Origin of the sequence: Paenibacillus elgii NBRC 100335, assembly GCF_004000865.1 — a bacterium.
GTDB lineage: Bacteria > Bacillota > Bacilli > Paenibacillales > NBRC-103111 > Paenibacillus_G > Paenibacillus_G elgii.
This window is the reverse complement of record NZ_BIMB01000003.1, coordinates 103,121-126,539: the sequence shown is the minus strand read 5'-3', so window position 1 is coordinate 126,539 and position 23,419 is coordinate 103,121. Positions and strand designations below refer to the sequence as shown.

19 protein-coding genes are annotated in these 23,419 nt (G+C 46.3%); 2 read left to right on the top strand and 17 right to left on the bottom strand.

Annotation, left to right across the window (positions count from 1 at the left end; translation table 11 throughout):
• Window positions 1-360 precede the first annotated feature (360 nt).
• Together PEL01S_RS03465 and PEL01S_RS03460 are read right to left on the bottom strand one after the other, a co-directional pair.
• Complete coding sequence (locus PEL01S_RS03465; protein ID WP_127459283.1) at window positions 361-1,641, bottom strand: ATP-grasp domain-containing protein; 1,281 nt, start codon at window positions 1,639-1,641, stop codon at window positions 361-363.
• Between the two features lie 14 nt (window positions 1,642-1,655).
• The gene (locus tag PEL01S_RS03460; RefSeq protein WP_127459282.1) at window positions 1,656-2,891 is read right to left on the bottom strand and encodes an MFS transporter; all 1,236 of its coding nucleotides are present in this window, start codon (window positions 2,889-2,891) and stop codon (window positions 1,656-1,658) included.
• Window positions 2,892-3,374: 483 nt separating this feature from the next.
• Between PEL01S_RS03460 and PEL01S_RS03455 the strand changes: the two genes are divergently transcribed.
• Complete coding sequence (locus PEL01S_RS03455; protein WP_127459281.1) at window positions 3,375-4,073, top strand: DUF4386 domain-containing protein; 699 nt, start codon at window positions 3,375-3,377, stop codon at window positions 4,071-4,073.
• Between the two features lie 232 nt (window positions 4,074-4,305).
• Here the strand turns inward: PEL01S_RS03455 and PEL01S_RS03450 are convergent, their stop codons facing one another.
• The 12 genes from PEL01S_RS03450 to PEL01S_RS03395 form a co-directional block, all read right to left on the bottom strand.
• Window positions 4,306-5,565 (bottom strand): Gfo/Idh/MocA family protein, encoded by a 1,260-nt coding sequence (locus PEL01S_RS03450; RefSeq protein ID WP_164824237.1) that lies wholly within the window; start codon window positions 5,563-5,565, stop codon window positions 4,306-4,308.
• A 31-nt stretch (window positions 5,566-5,596) separates the two neighbouring features.
• Window positions 5,597-6,487, bottom strand: coding sequence for a carbohydrate ABC transporter permease (locus PEL01S_RS03445; protein ID WP_174806894.1), 891 nt, complete (start codon window positions 6,485-6,487; stop codon window positions 5,597-5,599).
• 12 nt (window positions 6,488-6,499) lie between these two features.
• Window positions 6,500-7,390 (bottom strand): ABC transporter permease, encoded by an 891-nt coding sequence (locus PEL01S_RS03440; protein ID WP_036692347.1) that lies wholly within the window; start codon window positions 7,388-7,390, stop codon window positions 6,500-6,502.
• A gap of 82 nt (window positions 7,391-7,472) precedes the next feature.
• On the bottom strand, window positions 7,473-9,206 hold the full coding sequence (locus PEL01S_RS03435) for an extracellular solute-binding protein (RefSeq protein ID WP_127459279.1): 1,734 nt from the start codon (window positions 9,204-9,206) through the stop codon (window positions 7,473-7,475).
• A 124-nt stretch (window positions 9,207-9,330) separates the two neighbouring features.
• Complete coding sequence (locus PEL01S_RS03430; RefSeq protein ID WP_127459278.1) at window positions 9,331-10,668, bottom strand: response regulator transcription factor; 1,338 nt, start codon at window positions 10,666-10,668, stop codon at window positions 9,331-9,333.
• Window positions 10,669-10,680: 12 nt separating this feature from the next.
• On the bottom strand, window positions 10,681-12,420 hold the full coding sequence (locus PEL01S_RS03425; protein WP_127459277.1) for a sensor histidine kinase: 1,740 nt from the start codon (window positions 12,418-12,420) through the stop codon (window positions 10,681-10,683).
• Window positions 12,421-12,546: 126 nt separating this feature from the next.
• Entirely contained in the window at window positions 12,547-14,628 is a 2,082-nt protein-coding gene (locus PEL01S_RS03420) for a right-handed parallel beta-helix repeat-containing protein (protein WP_174806893.1), read from the bottom strand.
• An 89-nt stretch (window positions 14,629-14,717) separates the two neighbouring features.
• The gene (locus tag PEL01S_RS03415) at window positions 14,718-15,800 is read right to left on the bottom strand and encodes a peptidyl-prolyl cis-trans isomerase (protein WP_127459349.1); all 1,083 of its coding nucleotides are present in this window, start codon (window positions 15,798-15,800) and stop codon (window positions 14,718-14,720) included.
• A 300-nt stretch (window positions 15,801-16,100) separates the two neighbouring features.
• Window positions 16,101-17,657 carry a tetratricopeptide repeat protein gene (locus PEL01S_RS03410; protein ID WP_127459276.1) on the bottom strand — a complete coding sequence of 519 codons (1,557 nt, stop codon included), beginning with the start codon at window positions 17,655-17,657 and terminating at the stop codon, window positions 16,101-16,103.
• A 38-nt stretch (window positions 17,658-17,695) separates the two neighbouring features.
• Window positions 17,696-18,052 (bottom strand): nucleotide excision repair endonuclease, encoded by a 357-nt coding sequence (locus PEL01S_RS03405; RefSeq protein WP_108533483.1) that lies wholly within the window; start codon window positions 18,050-18,052, stop codon window positions 17,696-17,698.
• Window positions 18,053-18,121: 69 nt separating this feature from the next.
• Entirely contained in the window at window positions 18,122-19,423 is a 1,302-nt protein-coding gene (locus PEL01S_RS03400) for a DEAD/DEAH box helicase (RefSeq protein WP_127459275.1), read from the bottom strand.
• Between the two features lie 319 nt (window positions 19,424-19,742).
• Window positions 19,743-20,186 carry a cell wall hydrolase gene (locus PEL01S_RS03395; RefSeq protein ID WP_063183593.1) on the bottom strand — a complete coding sequence of 148 codons (444 nt, stop codon included), beginning with the start codon at window positions 20,184-20,186 and terminating at the stop codon, window positions 19,743-19,745.
• Between the two features lie 226 nt (window positions 20,187-20,412).
• Between PEL01S_RS03395 and PEL01S_RS03390 the strand changes: the two genes are divergently transcribed.
• Complete coding sequence (locus PEL01S_RS03390; protein ID WP_127459274.1) at window positions 20,413-20,856, top strand: SRPBCC family protein; 444 nt, start codon at window positions 20,413-20,415, stop codon at window positions 20,854-20,856.
• A 127-nt stretch (window positions 20,857-20,983) separates the two neighbouring features.
• Here the strand turns inward: PEL01S_RS03390 and PEL01S_RS03385 are convergent, their stop codons facing one another.
• Genes PEL01S_RS03385 through PEL01S_RS03375 form a run of 3 tightly spaced genes read right to left on the bottom strand, consistent with a single transcriptional unit; the run spans window position 20,984 to window position 23,409 of the window.
• Window positions 20,984-21,688: an ABC transporter ATP-binding protein gene (locus PEL01S_RS03385; RefSeq protein ID WP_127459273.1), complete on the bottom strand. Its 705-nt coding sequence runs from the start codon at window positions 21,686-21,688 to the stop codon at window positions 20,984-20,986.
• Window positions 21,666-22,469, bottom strand: coding sequence for an ABC transporter ATP-binding protein (locus tag PEL01S_RS03380; protein WP_127459272.1), 804 nt, complete (start codon window positions 22,467-22,469; stop codon window positions 21,666-21,668). Before PEL01S_RS03380 ends, PEL01S_RS03385 begins: the two co-directional genes overlap by 23 nt.
• Window positions 22,459-23,409 (bottom strand): branched-chain amino acid ABC transporter permease, encoded by a 951-nt coding sequence (locus PEL01S_RS03375; RefSeq protein ID WP_063183601.1) that lies wholly within the window; start codon window positions 23,407-23,409, stop codon window positions 22,459-22,461. Before PEL01S_RS03375 ends, PEL01S_RS03380 begins: the two co-directional genes overlap by 11 nt.
• Window positions 23,410-23,419 lie beyond the last annotated feature (10 nt).

Genomic DNA, 23,419 nt, shown 5'->3' with positions numbered 1-23,419 from the left:
TAGTCGGCTGGTGGTTGAAGCACTTATGAAAACGTTCATACGAGACATAACGTCAGGAAACAGTCAGAACCGCCTTACCCGCTATTTGACGGTTCAAAAGACTCTGAATCACCTTCGCAATTTCGGTCTATTGTTTTACGGATATGTTCACCAGAAATATGATACAGACTGCTGATCTCAGGCACCTTCATTTTCTGGGCAGAGGCAATTTAATGAGGGTACTTTTGTGTCGTTGTACACACCTCCTTGACAAGAAATTGTTCCGATAAATAAATAACAAGAATCTTTCCGGCCCGAGTCTCAAAAATAACAAATTATTAGGATTTTTTCTCGGCTGGAAACTTTTCTTGAACCTTCCTTCTACTTTCCTTTATCAACTCCGCTCTGAATTTTTTTAAAAGAAGGTTTCCATTCTGACAGATCCTGATAAACAAACGTTATATTGTCACATATTTTATTCGCAACTTCGTACATATGTTTTATATCATTAGCCGTAAATAATATATATCCTTTGCGCCCCGTACCGTCTACAATAGTTGGTATGGTGTCGCCCTCTTTTACTAATAGATCAATGAATACGACCTCGGATATGTTAGCTAACCCTTTATACTTGATTTCTTTTAAGCAACCTGGTTTTGGAATCAAGCTTAAAGACATAGCTTGACATTTTGAAGGTACACATCTAAATTCATCTATAGTCTTAGTAGCTAACGCATCATAATAGTATCCAAATTGAGATATGCCGGTTGTTAGTTCTACCATTTTCCAAATATTACCCCCTCCTATCCTGACTTGAGACTCTATGATTATTGGCTTATTTTGTTTGTCTATCTTTACCTCTGTATGAGTAATGCCGTCTTCCAGTTGGATGTCGTCCAAAAATAGCATTACTTTCTCAATGATTAATTTTTTTTGAGATTCATCTATAGGTGCCGGCATCATAGTATAGTTTATTATAAACGTATCTTCTTTAAATATTTCAGCTGATATAGCCAGTATAGAATGTTTTTTGTTATAAGAAACGGCTTCGACCGTATAAACTACGTAACCTTCAACGTACTCTTCCACTAAAATAGGTAGTTGAATACCGTTACTTTTAATAAATACCTCTACGTCATCTCCCCTGTCTAGCTTAGATACTCCTTTACCACCTGCGCCAATCGGGGGTTTTATTATAATACTATCTTTTTTGTTCAAAAATTCATCAATGTCTTTAATGTTGTTGCAAACGATCGAATCTATCGAAAAGTCTTTGCCTGCTAGAATTTCACGCATCATGTCTTTATTGCGGGTTATCATATTAGCGTTGTAAGAAAATCCTTTAACATTAAAAATCCTTGCAATTATGCAAGCCGTATCTAAGGCTGCTTCGTTGAAAGATACAACCACATCAAACGGTTTCTCTTTGTACAATTCTTCAGCATAGTATACACACACGGGGATGTTTGTTGTGTCTATTTCTTTTTTAAAGAAACACTTTTCCAAGATCGTTGCATCGAAATAGATGTGTTTAGTGTAAGACCCTATATACGAAACAGTATACCCCCTGTCTAAAGCATCTTGTATAGGCTTTGTCCATCCCCCTATAAATAAAACGTGTGGTGTAGTTTCTATGTCAGTTTCTTTTAATACCTTATACATCATCATCATCTCCTCTAAATTGAACTCGTATATTCAATGTTGGTTCCTTTTAATATGCCTCGCCTTATCAACATTAGTAAACACAATGTTGTTCCGAAGCCCCCTATAAATAACGTAGTTTGAAGCCCAAATATAGAAACTAAAAATGCACTAGCAAAACTTCCTAATGCCCAAGCTCCCCAATTAAGCGTACGCTGTACAGCGTTTACCCTGCCTAGCATGTGACTTGGTGAGGCAAGTTGTCGTATGGTTGCAGCGTAAGGGGCAAATACACCTTCTCCCATACCATGTATGATACTTACAGCCACTATACCGTAAACGGTTCCCATATATCCCATTATGGGTATAAAGGACAGACCCATAACTGATACAGTAGCGCTATAAATAAGCATTTTTGTATTATTAATTTGTTGACTTTTTTTTACGAGTATCGTATTGCCTATTAAAAATCCCACCGCTGCCGAACCTACAACAAAGCCTATTTCAAGTTCAGATAGACCCATTACCTTATAAAGGAATATGACTAAAATGCTATTTAGTATGTATTTAAAAAAACCGTAAACAGCGCCACAGCTAACAATTGGTTCCAATACAGGGTGGTTTTTAAAATATATCAAACCTTCATATATGTTTTTATATATGGATTTTATATTTACGTTTTTTAAAGAGCCCTCTGTATGCGGTTTAAACCTTGAAATAAATAGCACACACACAAAACAAACAAAATATGTTACTGCATCAATAGTGAATGAGCCTGTTAATCCAACTAGAGTAATAACGATTCCTGCTAGCATAGGACCAATTACTATAGCAAGAGACTCCGAAATGGCTAGCCCCGCGTTTCCTTTTTTTAAGTTGTCTTTATCTGGTAATATTTCCGGTAAGAAAGAAGGAATTGCAATGTTGTAAAACGTGGTAAATATTCCATTTAAAAGCATGAGAAACACCAATAAAGGGAACGTTATTTTATTTGTTACAGCCAGTAGGAATACTGATAAAAATAAAACGCCTTGACATATACTACAAATGAGCAAAACCTTTTTTCTATGAAGGATGTCTATCAAAGCACCGGCTACTAATCCGAAAATTAGGTAGGGTATGAATATAATCCCACGAAGCAAGGCAGCATTCGCCTCACTTGTTTTTAGCACCTCTAATGCAAAAAGAGGCAAAGCTACTACTGTAAACTGGGTACCTAACAAACTTATAGACTGTCCTAGCCAAAGCTTGTAAAAATTAAAATTTTTCATAATACTCCTCCATTAATTCATATTTATAAATTACAAGATGGAAGACAAAAGATCTTTGTTGTTTTTACTACGTGTACGATAGCCCGCCATCTCCCATCAGTAAACATGTAATCACCTCCACGGAAAACTAGTATAATTCAAAATTCATCATTTGTACGGATTTGGGAATATAAGAGCAAGATTACAAAATCAAATAAAAGTAGTTTAATGATAAAAATATATTAGAGTTATGTATGGCAAGACAGGAGGAATTTCATGACAAAGCATACTGCCCTACGATGTCCACTCCGGTAATCGGGTACTTCGGAATAAAGACCGTTTCGTACCAGAGCCGCCCTTTTGCTTTTACGAGCGAATAGCGCGGACCAGTTCAGCCGTTTTCAGGCGATGGCGATAGAGGCCTAACCATACTAAAGTATCTGTTTTATCTTACCTTTTCCTGTCATATTATTATAAAAGGTAGGTATTATAGGGAGGTTAAATATGTTGAGGAAGAGTGCAAATTCAGGTAGAAGGTCTGCAGTAATTACTGGGGTGTTATTAATAACCGGGTTGGTTACAGGTATATTTAGTGTTGTTCCTGTTATAGATGGAGCAGACTACCTTGTCAAGGCTTCTACAAATGAAAATCAGGTACTTGTAGGAGCGTTTTTCCAGTTGTTAATGGTTGTTGCATATGTTGGTATTCCGATTTTGATGTATCCGATTTTAAGTAAGCATAATAACGGTTTAGCTCTTGGATCTGTTGCTTTCGGCATCATTGCGGGTGTGTTCATTATTTTTGGTGTAATCATTCTTCTGTTGCTATTGACATTAAGCCACGAATTTGCAAAAGTTGGAACTCTGAATGTATCGTATTTTCAGACCCTGGGTGGATTGTTACGGGAAGGACGTGATTTGGTGAACCATGTGGCAACGACACTGGCATTTGTTTTGGCTATGCTCTTGTTTAACTGCATATTTTACCAAATAAAATTAGTTCCACGTTGGTTGTCAGCTTTGGGTCTTATTGGGTCTATATTGTCCATATTGGCAAGCTTATTATTTATGATTCGCTTCATCGGTCTGGATGCAACCTACATGATGTTGAACATTCTGATAGCCTTTCAACAATTGGTTTTGGCTATATGGCTAATCATTAAAGGATTCAACCGGGCGGAACAGGATTCTGTATCCAATTAAGATCACAATAAGTCGGTGGCTCAAGTCATCCTGCGTTGGCATTCAAACCCCCGAAGAATAAAAGAAAATAGTGAGAGAATACGGACTATTCTGTTACCTCGTCATCATGTGTTTGCGGGTGGTGTCAGCTATGCTGGTATTACCCCGATTGCTTTTACTTAAAGTAAGAAAAAACGCTAAGCCGGTTACATTCGAAGGCTTAGCGTATATTTTCGTTAAAAATAGAAATCGATTATAACAAGCGCTCAACAAAATCCTGCATACGAACCACACTCTGTTCCACTCGGGCTTGTTCCGCCGCGAACGCCATCATATGGCTTTGCACGGAGCGATGCGCTGATGTCAGCCCTTTGCTGCCGCCGCCTTCGCGCAAGAGCCGGAGGAAATCCCGGACCAAGCCGTAATCTCCGCCGCCGTGTCCGATATGTCCGCCCGCATCGGCCAAATCGATTCGTTCCACTTTGTCGCTGCCGAAGCGGAGAATTTCGATCTCGTTCTTCTCCATCGTGCCGCGAATCTCGCCCGTCGTTCCCATCAGCTTGATCGTCCGGCTAATTTCCTTCGTAAAGGCACTCATATGGAATGCTGCAATAACGCCGTTCGCGAATGTCATATTCACCACTTGATGATCGACGACATCGTTATCGCAATGGTAGACGCATCGGCCATACGGTCCTTCCTGCAGCGCCTTGATTCGACCTTCATAGCTCCAATCATCGCTGATCGCCGAAGTTGGCCAGTCCGTATTTTCGGTCAAATACTGTTTCGGCGCGTAGTAAAGGCATTCTTCTGCGACGGGGCAGCCGTCCAGGCAGCGAAGGGGCGCTCCCTCCGGCGCTTGTGCAGAAGTAAAGTGGGACAAGGAGCCGAATGACGAAATGCTTACACAATCCGATCCGGCCAGCCAGAGCAGGATATCAAGGTCATGGCAGGACTTCGCCAAGATCATCGGGCTCGATTCGTCCTTCCTGCGCCAGTTGCCCCGAACGAAGCTGTGGGCTTGATGCCAGTATCCGACGTTCTCATTGTGCGTGATCGACATCAATTGGCCAATGGCCCCTCCTTCCAGCAATTCCTTGATCGTAGCGAAGAAATTCGTAAACCTCAGAACATGGCATATCGAGAACACACGGTCAAGCTGCGCAGCTCGCGCTCCCATCGCCACGCATTCCTTCGCATCGGGGGACATCGGCTTCTCCAGCAGCACATGATACCCCGCATCCAGCGCTTTCATCGTCGGTTCAAAATGCTGCTGATCCTGAGTGCAGATGAAGACCGCATCCGCCATCTTTGGCTGTGCAAAGAGTTCATCCCAATGGGTAAAGCACTTGTCGTCAGGAAGCCCATGTCTCGCTTGGCAATGCTCTCTCCGCTCCCTGTTCGGCTCTGCTACGGCGACGATTTGCATCTCATCCGGATACTGCTTCGCATATTCCAAATAATTCACGCCCCGAAGTCCCGCCCCAACCAAGGCCACGGTTACTTGCTTCATCATGATTTCCATCTCCCTGTATGCTGATCGTTCATTCCTTCACGCTGCCTACGGTCATCCCTTTGACAAAATATTTCTGCAGGAACGGATAGACGAGCATAATCGGCAGCGCCCCCATGAATATCTGCGCGGTCCGAAGCGTTTTCTCGCTTAAATTCTCCAAAGCCTTCAACTGGTCAAGCGACATGGAACTCATCTGTGAGTTGATAGCCGTTATGAGCGTAGACAAGTACGTTTGCAGCGGATAATGTTCGGGTGAATTCATATACAAGATGCCGTCGAACCAGACATTCCAGTGACCGATAACCGTGAACAAACCGATTGTCGCGATCGACGGAAGCGATACGGGTAAATAGACTTGCCAAAGGACCCGCCAATGACCCGCCCCATCGATGGTGGCCGCCTCGTCCAACTCTTTGGGGATGGCCCGGAAAAAGTTGAGCATGAGCACCATGTTCCACACATTCAATGCGCCGGGCAAGATCAACGCCCAGATCGTATCGATTAACCCGGTATTTTTCACAATCATGTAGGTTGGAATCAAGCCGCCGCTGAAGAACATGGTAACCGCAAAAAACCAAACATAGACCGTTCTGTACTTGAACTTGTCATTAGACTTGGCTAAAGGGAATGCTGTAATAAAGACAAGAAACATATTGACGGCTGTGCCGAGAACGACCCGCTCCAGGGAAACCCGCAAGGAGCGCAGAAACTCTACCTTTTCCCCCAGATAAATATAAGCATCCAGGTTGAAGCCGACAGGCCACAGCTTCACTTCGCCGGCCATTGCGGCTGTATTGGAGCTAAGCGAGATGGCGAGCAAATGAACAAATGGAATAATGGCCAGTACGGTAATCAAGGTCAAAAAGATTGTGTTAAACAACACAAACAGCTGTCGGCTTGCCGATGATTTATGGATCACGTCACTCCCTCCTTAGAAGATTCGATAATTGTTATATTTGTACGCAGCATAGTAGGCGATAGAGACCAGACCCAGGGAAATGACGGACTTAAATAGACCGACTGCCGCAGCGGGGCCGAATTGCTGACTGAACAAGCCGAGCCGGTAGACGAACGTGTCGATAATGTCCGCGCCTTCATACACCGTCGGATTGTACATGATCAGGATTTGCTCAAAGCCTGCGTTGAGAATATTCCCCAGACTCAGGACGCCCAGCAAAATCAGCATCGGCAGCATACCAGGCAAAGTGATATGCAGCATCTGCTTCCATCGGCCCGCGCCGTCCACTTCCGCAGCTTCATACAAAGTGCCGTTAATTCCCGTGATTGCGGCCAACATCACGATCATATTGTAGCCCATGCTTTTCCAGACATCCGAACCGATGATGATGCCACGGAACCAGCCGTTATCCAGCATAAACATGATTTCCTTAAGACCCAAAAAGGATAATAAGCTATTTACCGGTCCATTCAATGAGAAAATTTCAATCACAATCCCTCCAAGAACCGTCCACGACAAGAAGAATGGCAGGAAAATGGTCGATTGCACAAGCCGCGAGAACCATCGCTTCGTCACCTCATTGAGCAATAAAGCGAGAATAAGCGGGACAAGCAGGAACAGCGCGATTTTGAAGATAGAGATCAGGATCGTGTTCCAGAAGACTTGTTTGAAATCCGGCAAATGAAACACATATGTAAAATTGTCCCAACCCACCCACTCCGATTTAAAAAAGCCTGACAGCGGCTCAAAATTTTGAAAAGCCATGACGAGTCCGGCCATTGGACCATACGAATAAATAAGTGTCAGAATCACTCCCGGAATCAGCATGATATGCAGCGGATACTCTTTGCGAAAAGTTCTCATGCTTGGACGGACCTCCTTACACATGGGTAGACAAAACGAGAGGAGCCGCTGGCTCCCGCTCCCCTCGTCACGATACGTTCATTTATTTCACAGCTTGCTCGTTGTACCATGCATTCACTTCTTCAGTCATTTTATCGCCGCCAAGCGTTTTCCAGCTCGTTACGAATTTATCGAAATCGTCAACGGGTGCCCCAAGAATGATTTTGTTAAAAGACTCCAGCATCAGCTTATCAAGCTGACCGCCTTTCTCAACCATGGTAGGGGTCGGTGTTCCGTAGAATTCATTCATCACAAACTGGCCCTTCTCACGAATCTTGCGCGTCAGGCCCCAGCCGCCATCTTCCGCCGCACGACTAAAGTACAGTCCCCAGTTCACGCCCCGCGACGCCGTCTGGGTATCATTCGCCTGCAAATCCAATGTCGCTTTCAGTACATCCTGTATTGTTTTATAATCCGGACTATTCACCGTAATTTTTGTTTGTTTGGCCGCCAGCGCTTTGTTTACTTCCGTGTAAATGGTTTCAATTTGAGCCGGATTTGATATTCTTGGCGCGAACCAATTGTAGACATACCCATTCTCCGGTTTATTCTTATTCATATATTGGGGCTTGCCCATTTCCAAATAGAAATTCAACATTTTCACGATCGCTTCGGGGTTCTTCAATTTTTTGTTGACGGCGTAGACTTTCTCGCTGCGCAGTTTTGGAACAATGGATTTCCCTGGCTGTCCATCCAGCGTAGGAATTTGAACGGCGATCCAATTCGCTTTCGGGTCTTTATCCACACTGAGATTGAGCGGCCAGTTTGGATACCACCATTCCCCATAGGAGATCCCTACTTTACCGGCCGTGATGTCCTCTACCACTTTATTCTCGTCTTTGAGCGCAAACTCTTTGTCCAGAATACCGTTCTTATACCAGGATTGGAGCTTCGCCAGCGCAGGCTTCATCTCAGGCTGAATCAACCCGGGAACAAGCTTGCCGTTGCTGTCTTTAATCCATGCGTTAATATTGTCTCCTACCGAAGGATAAGCGCCATAGGCATTGAAGAACCCGCGCAAATCAAATCCCCAGAAGAAAGGCTTCTTCTCCAGCGCGATGCCGTAGGTATCCTTCTTCCCGTTCCGATCCGGATCGTCATTCACAAAAGCAGTCGCAACCTTTTCCAGTTCATCAATCGTCTTCGGCACTTGAAGGTTCAAGGTATCGAGCCAATCTTTCCGAATCCACAGCAACTGTGTGCCAAGCGCCGGGTCCGTAAAATCTGGAATGGCCATCAGCTTGCCGTCTCTGGTTACCGTTTTCATCGCAAACCCGCCAACGGACTCCATATATTTCTTCAGATCCGGCGAGGCGTATTTATCATAGGCTGCGGTTAAATCCGCCAGCATATCTTGCTTCCGAAGCTTCTCATAATCCTTCGGACTAAGCTCCATAATGTCCGGTAAATCTCCCGATGCCAACGCAAGCGAGAACTTTTGTTCATATTGATCTTTCGGCACCGTCCATTTATATTTCACATCGATATTCAACATATCCTTGAGGTCTTTGAGATAAGCGTTCTGATCAGGCGTAATCCCCTTCGTGGTTCTAGGGTCTTCGGGCGTGCTGAATCCAAGCACTTCCGTAACAACGACAGGCTCCGCATACTTGCCAAGCGGTTCTGGCGCCGCAGTGTCGGCAGAACCTCCGGATGCCACAGGAGTCGCAGAACTCGCTGACTTGTCTCCCCCTTGGCTAGAGCACGCCGACACCATCGATACGCTGGCAGCAAGCAGCAAAATCATTCTCGTTTTTCTAAATTGATCATGCTTCATATTGGAAACGTTCCCCCTAGTAAAAAGTACTGGCCATGCGGGTCGCTTTGCCTATTTATATTGTAAGCCCGGCCAGAAACCGTTTACAATTTCGAATCCTTTACATTGCCTTCACTTTATTGACCTATTGCAGGTTACGGTATTCCTGCGGAGATTTTCCGGTCATCTTTTTAAAGAAGGTAGCGAAGTAAGACGGAGAGTCGAACCCTACGCGAAGCGCAATTTCATTTAGCTTCAAATGGGGATCTGACATCATCGCAATCGCGGATTCGAGCTTAAAGGATTTTATATATTCAATCAGGTTGTGCCCTGAAATTTGCTTATAGTAACGAGACAAGTAGGAAGGGTTAAGATGCACTTCCTCTGCGATCGCCGTCAGCGACAAGTCTCCCGCGAGATGCTCTTCAATATAACGATGAATCTGATCCAGGAGTCCCTTTTTGAAAGCATCCTGCTGAATCCCTGCCAGCTTAATCTGTATACTCGATTTATCCGTTGTACGCTCGTAATCAACAATGACCATTCTCTGACCAAGCTGAACTCTTCGACGGATCAGAGAGCGGATCATTTCTACTTGCTCCCGGGTCTGGCCCCAGCGATTCATCATATTCCCCGAAATGCCAAATGACATCGATACGTCCAGTATCTCTTCGCATTCATTCTGAACCCGTTCCAGCACCCCTCGCAAATAGGCCACAACACGGTGCCCGTTCTCTGCAGCATCCGCTTCATCCCTTAGCCGGTCTACTAATTCGACATTCGGTTGCAGGAACCATACGATAAGGTGTCCGTCATAGAAGGTGTATTCGCATCCGATCGAAGGGGGTAGCAGCTTGCCAAATATCGAGCCTGCCGCCTCCAGCAGCTTCATCGTGATCCCTTCCTGCTGATCGGCATGTCCAATGAGAATAAAGGAGGGACGGTCCAATGCAATGGCAAAATCCAAATCCGCATAGCGCTCTTCTCTCAGTAAAGCAGGTAATTCTTCACCTCGCAGCACCGATTCCAGCAGTTCTTTCTTCAACAAGGATTCAACGATCCGCAGGTGCAATTGCGCCTTTTCCTGTTGAAGCCGATTCCGGTGCTCTTCCTCCAGTTTGACAATGGCCTTTCTTACCGCTTCGAAGATCGGTTCGACCCCTTCGCTCTTCAAGATATAACTATCGACATTCTTGCGAATGGCTTCATACACGTAGTTAAACTCACTATATCCGGTTAAGAAAATCATCCGGCACGAAGGCCAGTAATAGGCGATCTCATCGACTAGCTGCAATCCATTCTTCTTCGGCATCCGAATATCGCTCACGAGAATGTCCAACTTCGTTCGCTGCGCAATCTCGAGCGCCTCATCCGCAGAATACGCCTTGCAGATATCCAATTCAAATTGTTGGCGGTCCTGTAAAAGCTGAACCAGTCCGTTCGCGATCACCGGCTCGTCATCTACAATTAACAATCGATACATGGCAACAGACCCTCACTTTCGTTCATTTTGGGTTCGGATCATCAGTTCGGCACACAATCCGCCAAGTTGGCTGCGAGTGACGAAAAGCCCGCTGCCCGCCCCATACTTCAACTGCAATCGATTATTCACATTTATGAGTCCCGTCTTCTCTTGTTGTCCGGATTCATTACGCAACTGCTCTTGCAAACTTTGCAGCGTCTCGTCTGTCAGGAGGCGGCCGTTATCTTCGACCTTAATCCGTACGACCCCTTCCTGATAATCGGCCGTCATAGACAGAATGCCGTTCATCATGCCGTCTTCGAAGGCATGTTCGAAAACATTTTCAACAATCGGCTGTATGATCAATCGCGGCACCGTAACCGTCTTCGCATAATCCGGTATCTCCTCATGTTCGTATCCGATTCGATTCGAGAAGCGGATGCACTGAATTTCACAATAATCCAAGGCATGCTGATACTCTTTGTACAAGGGCATCTCGTCGGACCCATTCCTCGTTATATATTGATAATAACTGCCAAGCTTTTGCGATAGCTCCGCAGCTCCGTCTGAATCTCCCACCTTGCACATCATATAAATGTTAAAAAAGCTGTTATATAGAAAATGAGGATTGATCTGTGATTGCAGTTGTTTCAATTCCGATTGCTGAATCGCAATCTTGTGCTCATAATTCTCCTCAATCGAACGCTTCAAACGGAACGCCATGCGATTAAAGCTGTGAAATAAATAATGAAACTCGTCCCTCGTCTTCGACTCGATGACGAGATTCAGATTATCGGTCTCCATCATCTTGAACGCCTTGGTGAGCTTGGACAAAGGTCTGTGGATCATAAAATTAAGCGAGTAAGAATAGAGCAGCAACACCACGATTGCAATTACGAATAATGCGTAGAACCAAAAGCTGTACTGCCTAAGCGGGCGCGTAATTTCGTTATGATCCACATACATGACCAGCGACAGATTCAAAGAACCGACCGGACACGTCATTACAAAATAACTGGCTCCAGCGATATCGATAACCCTGGAAGGATTTGCATTCCCCTTATTTCCTTCCTCCAGTTGTGCAAGCAAGGGAATGATGATGTTCTGATCCTTCGCCGTCGATAACACATGGCCGAGTGTTTTGCTCCCCAGAAATACTTCCGATTCTTGATAGAGCGTGGTAATCTGGCGAAGGGCCTCCCGCAAGCGAGACGTAGAAATCTCGATGTAAGAGATGATCCCCGAGTTATTCTCGCTCTCAATAAAGAAGAGTCGGTCATCTTTTTGATAGAAAGACGGTTTCGGCGTTAGCCCGGCTAATGGGACAATGACTTCTGATTCATCATTCGGTGTGTCCGAGATACCGCCTATACTTGAGATGGTCTTGCCAATTTCTTTGACATAAACGCCGGCATCGACGATGAGTTCACTCGAGTATTGAATCGCGGACAACCGGTCTTTCGTCTGATTAATTAATTCAAACAAAGCATACTCATCGAGTGTGCTCCCTTGAAAGCTAAGCTTCTGAAGATCCTTATCATTGACAAATTGCAGTTGCTGGCTCCGAATAAAATATAATTCCTTATCGAGCTGATTGGCATAAAAAGAAGCTCCGGCTACAGCCGAATCCGTGATCGTCTTCTTCGTGAAGGACATCTCTTTGTAATTCACCCAAATGTTCATCGCAACGAGTGGAATCATGAATGCAATGAAGACAACTACAACCTTCTGATATACAAACCAACCCTTCGTTCCTGTTGCCAGAAGTTTCATGATGGTTTCGGCCCGCTTTCTTATCCATATAATCGCATTCATCGTTTACAACAATTTATCATCCCCGAATCTTTTGTTCAATGTTGGAAAAGCCGGCCATCCACAGGATGATCGGCTTCTTTTTCTTTACCTGTACAGTTCCAACTCGTTAATCGCGAAATTGCCCCATTTCAAATTTGCCCCATTAATCTTCAAACGGAACTGCTTCGCCGTGGTAGAGTCAAAATTAAGGGTCTGTGTCTCATTCGTCGTATCGCTATACGCCCATGTCCATTGAATACCTGTCTTCACCGGCACCCAAGCCGTCCCGTTATAAGCTTCAAGATCGAACTTCGTAACGCCTTGCCCCGTTCCAAACCTGGTTACCACTTTCAGCTTGCTCGCTGTTACCGATCTGGAACCAAAATCAAGCGTAATATAATTCGGGAATGTCACGCCTTTATCCACACTCGACCAAGCTTTGTCATAGGAGCTATCCGTCAGGCTTTTAATCGAGCTGTTGGACAAAGTGGCGATGGATGCACTCACAGTTGCAAGCGGCGCCAAATTTCCCGGTGCCGGCTTCGGTTGTTCCGGCATTGGGGTAATGGGCGCGGGTGTGAATACAATTGGCGTTTTGCCCGTAGCCGGCGGTACCGTTCCTTGATACTCGTAGGCGCCGATATCCGGGTCTCCGTTATATAAGGCATTACCGAAATAGTCCCTTCCACCGTTGTCCGCCAGAGGAACGCCTGCCCCAATAAGCGGCGAGTTGGGCCGGAGCTTGTAGCCGTCCAACGTATTCATACCGACGCCGCCACTGCCCGGATTCATGAATTTCGGTTCCGCAGTTATGCGATGCGCATCCGAGTTCACTAACGTTTTGCCGCCGTAATACGCATTCGAGTCAAACGTTTGCCCAGTCAGATTCCATCCCCGATCTCCCACGCTATAGTAGACGTTGTTGTAATTCTTAATATTTTTCGGTGCGCCTGAAGATTTCGTGAAATAATCGCTCATCACGGGATTACCCGATGCCGCTCCGACGTACACCGTGTTGTTATAATTATAGACCGTATCAATAGAACCGCTGTACCGGAACAAGTGATTCTTGTCGTTCTGACTGATATTGTAGCGAACGATCGTATTCGTCGTATAATACGTATCATTGACGAATAACATAAAGCCGCCTGCATTGTCATGACTGTAATTATACTGAACCAGGGAGCCTATGTTTCCCGCATCCACATCAAACCCCTCGCCATCCATTTCCCCGTTGTGGCTTCCAAAAGATTCATTGTATTGAACCACGTTATTATCCGCATAGGCCCACCAGATCGAAGCATTTGTTGCCAAAAACGTGGCTTCTTGAACCGTATTTCGCTCGACAATCGCGCCATCCGTCACATTCCATGCAATCCCGCCCGTCGCAGGCCGAACAATCGTATTATTCGAGATTTTCAAATTCGTCGTTGGCGTCCAAGACCCGTAAGGCTTAGGAACCCACTCCCAAAGATCGCCCATGCCATACCGAATCGTACAGTTTGAACCGATATAAATCCCATATGCATCCACATCCGTTAATGTATTGCCATCGATCAGCACATCATTAAACGCACTTGGCACATAGGAGCCCACAGAATCGAAAATGATCCCGCCGGCCCGGGTCGTATACACCCCATCCACATCATGAATATTCAAATTTTTAATGTAAATGTGATTTAAGATGCCGCTCTCTTCATTCAAAATATAGACGCCACGCCGCTCACCCCGGGCCCCTTTCCAGTCCCTGGAGAAAGGCAGTGTAGAAGGATTAGTAACCTCCAAGTTGTTGATTTCCCAGTACTCCTGATTTTTCAAAAAGACCGTCTGCAGCTCGCTCGTAACTCCCGCAATGAGCGGTTTATTCCCCGTCCCGTATTGGTCGATAACAATGGGACTCCCGTTCACCCCCGAACCTTTTGGCCATAACTGTCCTTGCCAAGCTCCTCCTGCCTTGAATAAAATCTTGTCGCCCGGGGCAAACGTCGTCGCGTTCACTTTCGTTAATGTCTTCCAAGCTGTCCCGGCGCTTGTTCCATTCGAAGCGTCATTCCCATTTACGTTATCTACGTAATAGGTTGCTCCCCCTGCAGCCTTGGCGTCCCGAGGAACGGTTATTGCCAGACTAAGAAGCATAGCGGCCGCAATCGCCAAACAAATGGCGCGTTGCACAGTTCTTCTGTACATCAATGATCATCCCTTCGCCTTTCATTATGTATGCAACGCCTCAACAGCAAGCCATTAAAGCGGTTACAACAAATTGAAGCGCTTCAAAATTACATTTGAAAGGACTGATATAGCTTGTCGTGCCGCACAACTTGCGCTGAGGCCGTTATCTCACGAATCCTTGTCTCATATTCACCGTTGACATAATCCTGAAGCACTTGATCCTTCACCTGCTCATAGGCCAGATAAGCCGAGTCAGGCTCTACCCTCTCGATGCATTTTAAGAGATGGAGACTGCCGTTATCTTCAATAATCTGACTAATCTCTTGAACAGAGAGCTTGGCTGCAGCCTGGGCTACCGGGCTTCTGGCGTTCCGTCGTTCGTCGCCCAGATCAATGTTCAATTCCAATTCCGTACCTGGTGCAGCATAGGCCGCGGCAACGTCTTTAAATGACGCACCAGATAACAGCCTGGCATGCGCCTCTTCCAATAGCCTTTTTACTTTCTGTTCGAGTGCGGGATCGATTTGACGATTAGAGTCCAGGATCGTGCGTGAAATTCGTTGCACCGTGACATAGCCGCGCGTCCTGTATCGCTGATCTTTATGCTCTTCATAGAACAATCTCAGCGATGACTCGCCCTGCTTCAAAGCATTTTGCTGCAAGTGCTGCTTCACAGCAAGGGTTGAATTCGTCAGCAGATACTCCAGATACGTATCCTCGTCATATCGTTCAGGTCCGTATACGACCTGACGGTTCTTGATCGCTTGCGCTCTTCGGTGATTCTCTTGCTGCAATTGCCGGAGAAACCCCGGGTAACTAACGTCTTGCAGGATCCCTAGATCCTTTGCCTGCAGCAGTCGAACCTTCAAACGCACACAATCATCCAATGCTTTCTTCTTCAGCATCTCAATAGGAATCTCGCCATCGAATGAAGTTGTCCAGAACGTCTCGGACTGATCCGCATGATGCTGATCGCGAAAATAGTTCATGATCGCCGATTTGTTCAAACGAATCGCTCGTTGGAATTCTCCCACGTGAATCGGACTGCCATTGACCGTAGCGATCACATCCTCCTCGTTCCCTTGCCACCAAGCTCCGCCCGAAAACGCCGCTGTTACCATGACGGTCAACAAACTAAACATGATAAGGATTCGTCTATGATTCGAATGCAAAATGCGTTCTTTGAACATCAAGACCCGGCCCCCTCGTTAAAGCGCTTTCACTCCTTTAATACAAATTGTAAGCTGATCCTGTGCACTTAACAATTTCGATTCCTTTACACTGACTTCTAAATTTTTTACTTTTGCGATTCCGGAAATGAAATTAGGTTCTGGTCCGCGAAAAGGCTTCGTTCATTTAAAGCTTCAATTAACTGAGGGACTTTGTTCTTTAACCGGGTTTCTCCACACAAAAATCCCCCTAAACTCGAACTTTAGGGGGTACACATAAGCATATCAGATACGGTTCATCGTAACATTGCCATGGCGGAACTATTCTTGCTCAAATTTTTGTAACAACGCCAGGGCCTCTTCATGATCGGGCTCATGTTTTAATAACATTCTAACGTAATTCAAAGCATCTTCTTCTAATTCTAACTCAAAGCAACAAATAGCAAGACAATAATATACAGTGGATACGATGTTCTCTTGATCTTCATCTATTGATATTTCTAAAAACCGTTTGGATTCCCCGTACATTTCCATCTCAAACAGTAACAATCCAGCCTCAAGTGCGATGCCATAACGCTGCTCCATTACGTAGTACGACGACCACATAAGCTGTATACCCCGAAAAATATCCTGCTTTTCCTCATCATTTGCATCTAGTAACAGACTAGAGATCTGCTTCGAGCTCTGAGTGAAGAACTCCGCGTCATATCCACCTAAACGCCAAAAACTTAATATTTGCTGTAGTTCCATGCTATCTAGATTGAGATCTACCCATTCCTTCAAGCTAAAAAATTCGTCCGGACCAAAGCGCTCAATACATCGACGATAAGCTAATCTTGTCTGGAAGTAGTCCATCGGTGTATCCATATGGATAATACACCCAACATTTATATTTTTATAATGATGCGGGGGAAATAACGCGAGGGCTCCGTTCTGTTCCATAACTTGCTGAATCGCATGGTAGTTTGCCGTTAAAGAAAAACTTCCATGTAGGATCAACTCCGGCGGTTCCGCGAATTTCCAGTTTTCAAGTAAATGATCCCCTTTGTCTGCCGTTATTAATAGAAATCCCTCATGCGACAACTGGTTCAAACGTTCTAAACAAGTTAATCCGGCGACTGGAAATAAAATATGCGAATCTTCCAATTGTTCCTGATAGATGGCTATGACATCACGATAAGGATAAGTTTCTTGCTCATATTCCGGCGCCCGCCGATGCTTATAATGTAAAGATATTTGATCAAGTAATTCTGATGGTTTAAGTGAATCCTTAAGTTCAGGATACTCGATGAAAACATCGGCTTCGTAAATTTTGCCTTCAGACACATAAAGCAGCTCTTGCGGAATACTATCAAAAAAGTAGTTAGCCACAATGACAACAGGCTGTTTTAAATCTCCTTTACTAATGGTTGTGTCTGATACAATCAAATTCAGAACCGTGTCATGAACCGCATCAAATCGTGCAAAATCGAGTATTCCCTTGGCAATAAAAGCTTGTAGAGCTGGATGCCCCTTCCACGCCAACACATTGTTCATCGCCAAATCCGTCATGAGATATCGAAACGAAGGTAACGTTATCCCTGCATAGTCAATCAGTTGACATAACTCGTGTAACACATGGAAAGCAAAACGCCCCGCTCCTGCTCCAAGCTCCACAATAAGAACAGGCTCTGAGCTATTTTCCTTAGTCGCCCGGTCTTGAAGAAAGCCGAATATCATTTCTGCATAAGCCGCAGCGATCATTGGATTGCACGTGATATATTGAGGAACTTGGTCGTTGTTCCAAGCCTTCAATCCTTCTTGTTCATAATATTCCCTCTGAATATTCCATATAGGTGCTTCGCTAAAGCGATAACGTTGTTTATTATGAATTGTCATTTAAACGATTTCCTGTCCTCTGGAAGCTATTCGATTCCTTATTTGTAAAACACTTTATCTACATTGTATCTGGCCTTGAGTTCGTTAATAATAAATGTTTCATAAATTTCTCTATGAACGGGGTCCTCGACAATACAAACCTCGATTTTGGCAACTTCGCCCCTGTAATTTTTCATGATGGATACTGTATCTTCAAAATGTTTTTTGATTCGGGGTCTTAGCTTTCGTGCTTTGCCAACGAATAAGAGTTCATCCCGATCATTGTAAAACATAAAAATCCCCGCTTTATCTCTTGAAATCAGGTGAAAATCCGTAAACCCATAAATATTGCTTAACTCAGGGTCTTTCTGTTTGTGTATGGTAACATCCGGTGTTGGAATCGTTATTTGTATCATGTTACATTCACTCCCTTTTTATTATTTAAAACTGCCTATACTCCTACTTGTCGCGGTCGTCATGTTGATTTAGGACCGCCGTTTCCAGGGGCGACCGGAACCTTCGAAGGTTCCTTTTCTGCCGGCGGAGTCGTTTCGATTCGTGCCTTTGCGATGGCCGCGGGTGACACGATCCTCGGAAGATGTGACGCTGGTTCTGGTCTCCCTAACTGCCGTTGGAGTCGACTCGTTCATTGTCATCGGATACGGATGATCCCCGATCACCGGAATTTTCTGCTTGATCAGCTTCTCGATATCTTTCAGATAAGGAATCTCCTCGTACTCGCAAAACGAAATCGCTATTCCGCTTAATCCCGCTCGTCCGGTGCGGCCGATCCGATGTACATACGTCTCCGGGATATTCGGCAAATTGTAGTTAATGACGTGCGACAGCTCCTCGATGTCGATGCCCCGGGCCGCAATATCTGTCGCCACCAGCATGCGAGTCACACCTTGCTTGAAGTTATTCAACGCAGCTTGGCGGGCGTTCTGCGACTTGTCGCCGTGAATCGCCTGCGCGGTAATCTTCGCCTTCGTCAAGCCCCTCACCAGCCGATCCGCACCATGCTTCGTACGGGTGAACACAAGCGCGCTCTCGATCGACTTGTCTTGTAGCAGGTCGATCAACAGCGGCAGCTTATTCGGCTTGTCCACAAAGTAGAGTGCCTGCTTGATCCGCTCCGCGGTCGAGGAAACGGGCGTAATTTCGATTTTCATTGGATTCGTCAGCAGTGAGTCTACCAGAGACTTGATCTCGGGCGGCATCGTCGCCGAAAAGAACAGCGTCTGTCGTTTGGCAGGTAGCTTGGCGATGATCCTTCTCATGTCGTGAATGAAGCCCATATCTAGCATGCGGTCTGCTTCGTCCAGCACGAGAATCTGCACGTGACGCAGATCGGCGAACCCTTGGTTCATCAGGTCGATTAGTCGGCCTGGCGTCGCTATCAGTATATCCATGCCTTGCTCCAGCGCCTGCTCCTGTGCTTTTTGCGAGACGCCGCCTACAATCACGGCACTTCGCAGATTCAAAAAGCGTCCGTAAGATTTAAAGTTGTCAGATATCTGAATGGCCAGCTCTCGCGTAGGCGTCAGGATCAGCGAACGAATGACGCGCTTGCCGCTCGGTCGTCCCTGCTGCGCACTCAGCAGTTGGATAATTGGCAGCAAGAACGCCGCTGTCTTGCCGGTCCCCGTCTGAGCGCAGCCGAACAAATCACGGCCCGCCAGCACCGGCGGAATTGCCTGCTCCTGTATGGGAGTGGGCTGTGTATAATTTTCCTTGGCCAACGCTTTAAGAATGGGGGGAATCAGTTTCAATTGTTCAAATGTCATAAAATCTCCTTCGTTATGCCACCGTCGATGCGGAAGTTTCACTTCTTGTATTATACACCATATACGAGGTGGCGCGCTGCATTCTCTGTAACGGCAATTTTCTACTTGGGCTTCCCTGTTTTATTATAAAAATTTGCGTCATTTGTGATACGGTTCACTGGAATTAATATTCAACAAGCTGTCCGTTACAGTAATGAAAACAGGGAGCAGCTGTCACGCAGCAATCTGCTCCCTAGTTATTACGCTATCGTGCCCGTTAGTTCAACTTCTAACCCGACAACAACTTATTCTCCATCCAGAGCTCTTTTCGTTTATAATATTAAAACGTACTATATACACTTTCACATTCTTTCGCGGTCGGTTCATAAAAACAGTGCTTCTTCCATCGTCCTGCGAGCGGCTGGTTATACCAAGTTGGCGGACATGGCCCGGGATTTTCGAACGTCCCTGGACGGAAATACCATAGAGAAAATTTGGCTGGCCAATTCCGCACCCCATTCACAGCCTGTCTCGCCAGACGGCGTTCCCTCTCTCTTGCATTTTGATAGTACAACCCATGTAGCAACGCTTCGAACGCATGTGGCTGGTTGATCATTTGGGGAATTGTCCGGATTCCTTTAAAATCGGAGCAATTCGCTCTTACTCGGTTAATGCCAACATTTCCAACAAGGAGCATGCCCTGTTCGCCTTCGGTCTCAGCTTCAGCCCGAAGCAACCTTGCCAACATATCAATATCCTGTTTCCTGGCTTTTACGACTGCCATTTGCTCACCTCTTTAGATTTCCTAGACTCATCATATTGTAGGTGAAGCGGATGTGTTACTCTGGCCAATTGCCGAGGGACGTCCGTTATTTTCACAGTAATACGATGCGCACCAGCCACTTGTGAGGCATCGGCCTGGGTCGAGAAACACCGCTGTGAGTGGAACCAACGCATCGACGCACTGGAAGAACACTCAAGACCATGATCAAAAAGGAGGAACAATGAACATGTCCACATCCGCACCGGAGTTCATCATCAACCGCACCCCGAATGTCCGCCGCGAGCTCGTGTGGCGCGCCTGGACCGAGAAGAAGGAACTCGCCGCCTGGTTGCCTTCGACACCTTTGGAGTCCATCTCCTTCGACGTCCGCGAGGGCGGACGCTACCGCTACACAATGGTCAACGTCGAGACCGGAGAGGAGTATCCCACCGGAGGTGTGTTTCTCGATGTCGTACCTTTCGAACGGCTCGTCTTCACCTGGGGTTACCCCGATGATCCCATCGAGAATTCCCCTATCGTAACCCTAACCCTCACCGCACAGGGCGACCGCACCGAGATGATCTTCCACCTGCGCGGATTGGCCGGTCACCCCGGCGATAAATACTTTTACGACGGCTGGTCCAATGCGCTGGACGATCTGACGACGCACCTGCGCGACCAGAAGCAGTAAAGGAGCCTTCATGGCTCCTCTTCTCTCAAAGTCGAACAAGGTCCTCTCCGCAGACGGCTGCTCGCAAGATGCCTACGACGGCATTGGCCAAGTCCCACCGAATATGGCCATCCAACGACAGCAACAGCTAACTGCCAAGATAAGCCATCTTGACCTGCTCACTGGAGGCTAACTCCTCCGGCGTGCCGGAAAGGACGACGCTGCCTGTTTCAATGACATAAACGCGGGTGGCAATGGATAACGCCAGATGGGCATTTTGTTCCACCAGCAGAACAGTCGTGCCGTTGCGATTGATTTCTTCGATAATGGTAAAAATCGTTTTCACAAGCAGCGGCGCAAGCCCCATGGAAGGCTCGTCAAGCAGCAGGAGCTTGGGGCGCGCCATCAGTGCCCGTCCCATAGCTAACATTTGCTGTTCACCTCCGGACAGCGTCCCGGATAGCTGCTTGCGACGCTCATGCAGACGCGGGAAGAGCTCGAATACTTTTTGCAAATCATGCCGAATCCCAATGGTATCTCTTCTGACGAAGGCACCCAATTCCAAATTTTCCAGCACGGACATATTCGCAAACACACGGCGGCCTTCCGGCACATGGGAAATTCCCGCTTTGACAATATCTTGCGCCGTCTTCCCGTTCATCGAAACGCCGGTATAATGGATGGAACCCCGGTTAGGCTTTAGCAGACCGGAAATCGTTTTCAAAAGCGTACTTTTGCCTGCCCCGTTGGCTCCAATCAAGGTAACAATTTCTCCATGACGAACATCCAGCGTGACCCCTTTCAGAGCTTGAATATGCCCGTAGTACACATCAATTTGCTCCACGTTCAACATGGTTACTTGCTACCTCCTCTCCCAAGTAGGCCTCGATCACCTTGACATGGTTGCGGATGTCCTCCGGCGTTCCTTGTGCAATAAGCTGTCCGTGATCCAGTACGTAAATCCGCTCGCAGATGCCCATGACCAGCTTCATATCATGCTCAATCAACAAGATCGTCAAATCCAGTTCATGACGGATAAACGCGATCAATTCCATGAGCTGGTGCGTCTCTTGTTGATTCATGCCCGCCGCAGGTTCGTCCAGCAAGAGTAACTTGGGCCCGGCGGCCAACGCCCTGACGATTTCCAGACGGCGCTGTTGTCCGTAAGGCAAGTTCTTAGCCGTTTCATGCATGCAAGTTTCCAATTGGAACATCCGCAGAAACTGAATCGCCTTCTCTTCCATTTCTTTCTCACCTGCAAAATGGGACGGAAGCCGCAAAATAGAGCTCACCATCGAATGCTTGGCCAAGGAATGATAGGCGATTTTCACGTTGTCCAATACGGAAATCTCATTAAAAAGGCGAATATTTTGGAAAGTCCGGCTAATGCCCATGCGGGTAATCTGATAAGGAGCAAGACCGTTCAGCCGCTTTCCTTCAAGTAAGATTTCTCCTTCTGTCGGTACGTACACACCGGTTAACAAATTAAAACTGGTCGTTTTTCCGGCCCCATTCGGTCCGATAAGCCCTACCAGCTCGCCTTTGCGGATTTCCATATGAAGACCGGAGACGGCTTTCAACCCGCCAAATTGCATACTGACACCGCGAACGTGGAGCAATGGGTTATTTTCCATACGCATCCCTCCGTTTCATCGCCGTCCACTTGCGCAAGTATGAGGTTATTTCCGTGGTTCCCATCAATCCCTGCGGCCGATACAGCATGACAACGATCAGGATGACGCTGTAAATAATCATTCGCGTTTCCGGATAGCCTTGCAGGAAGGTAGACACAATGGTCAGCAATATCGCCGCCAAGACGGCGCCCGACAAACTACCTAGCCCTCCCAGAACGACAAAGATTAAGATGTCAAACGACTTCAAGAACCCGAAATTTGTCGGTTGAATCATATAAAAGTTATGGGCATACAGCCCGCCGGCAATTCCCGCGAAAAAAGAACCGATCGTAAAGGCGACCACTTTGTAGTACGTGGTGTTGATCCCCATCGCATCGGCGGCAATTTCATTTTCACGGATCGATATGCATGCCCGTCCATGTGTTGAATTCGTAAAGTTCATAATGACCAGCATGGTAATAAAGAGACATAAAAACGTCGTTGACCAGGTTGTCAAATGCGCCACCTGCATGCCGGCCGCGCCCCCGACATATTCCATGTTAATGAATACGACCCGAATAATCTCGCCGAAGCCCAGCGTGGCAATCGCCAAATAATCGCCCTTCAGGCGCAAGCTCGGTATGCCGACCAGCAAGCCTGAACATGCAGCCACGGCTCCTCCGGCTAGCAATGCGACAGGAAACGGAAGATGAAATTTCATGGTCGCCATAGCAGCGACATAGGCGCCAACAGCTAAAAACCCGGCATGGCCGATAGAAAACTGCCCCGTTATCCCAATGACCAGATGCAGGCTGACGGCTAAGATTATATTGATCGCGATAAAAATCAAGGCATTCGTATAAAAAGGGGTTAACCATTCCACGCTGATCAGCAATTGAACGCTGCCATAAGTGACTGCGGATAGAATGAGAAATAACCAAAATGCTGCTTTATTTTTCATCACTATGCGT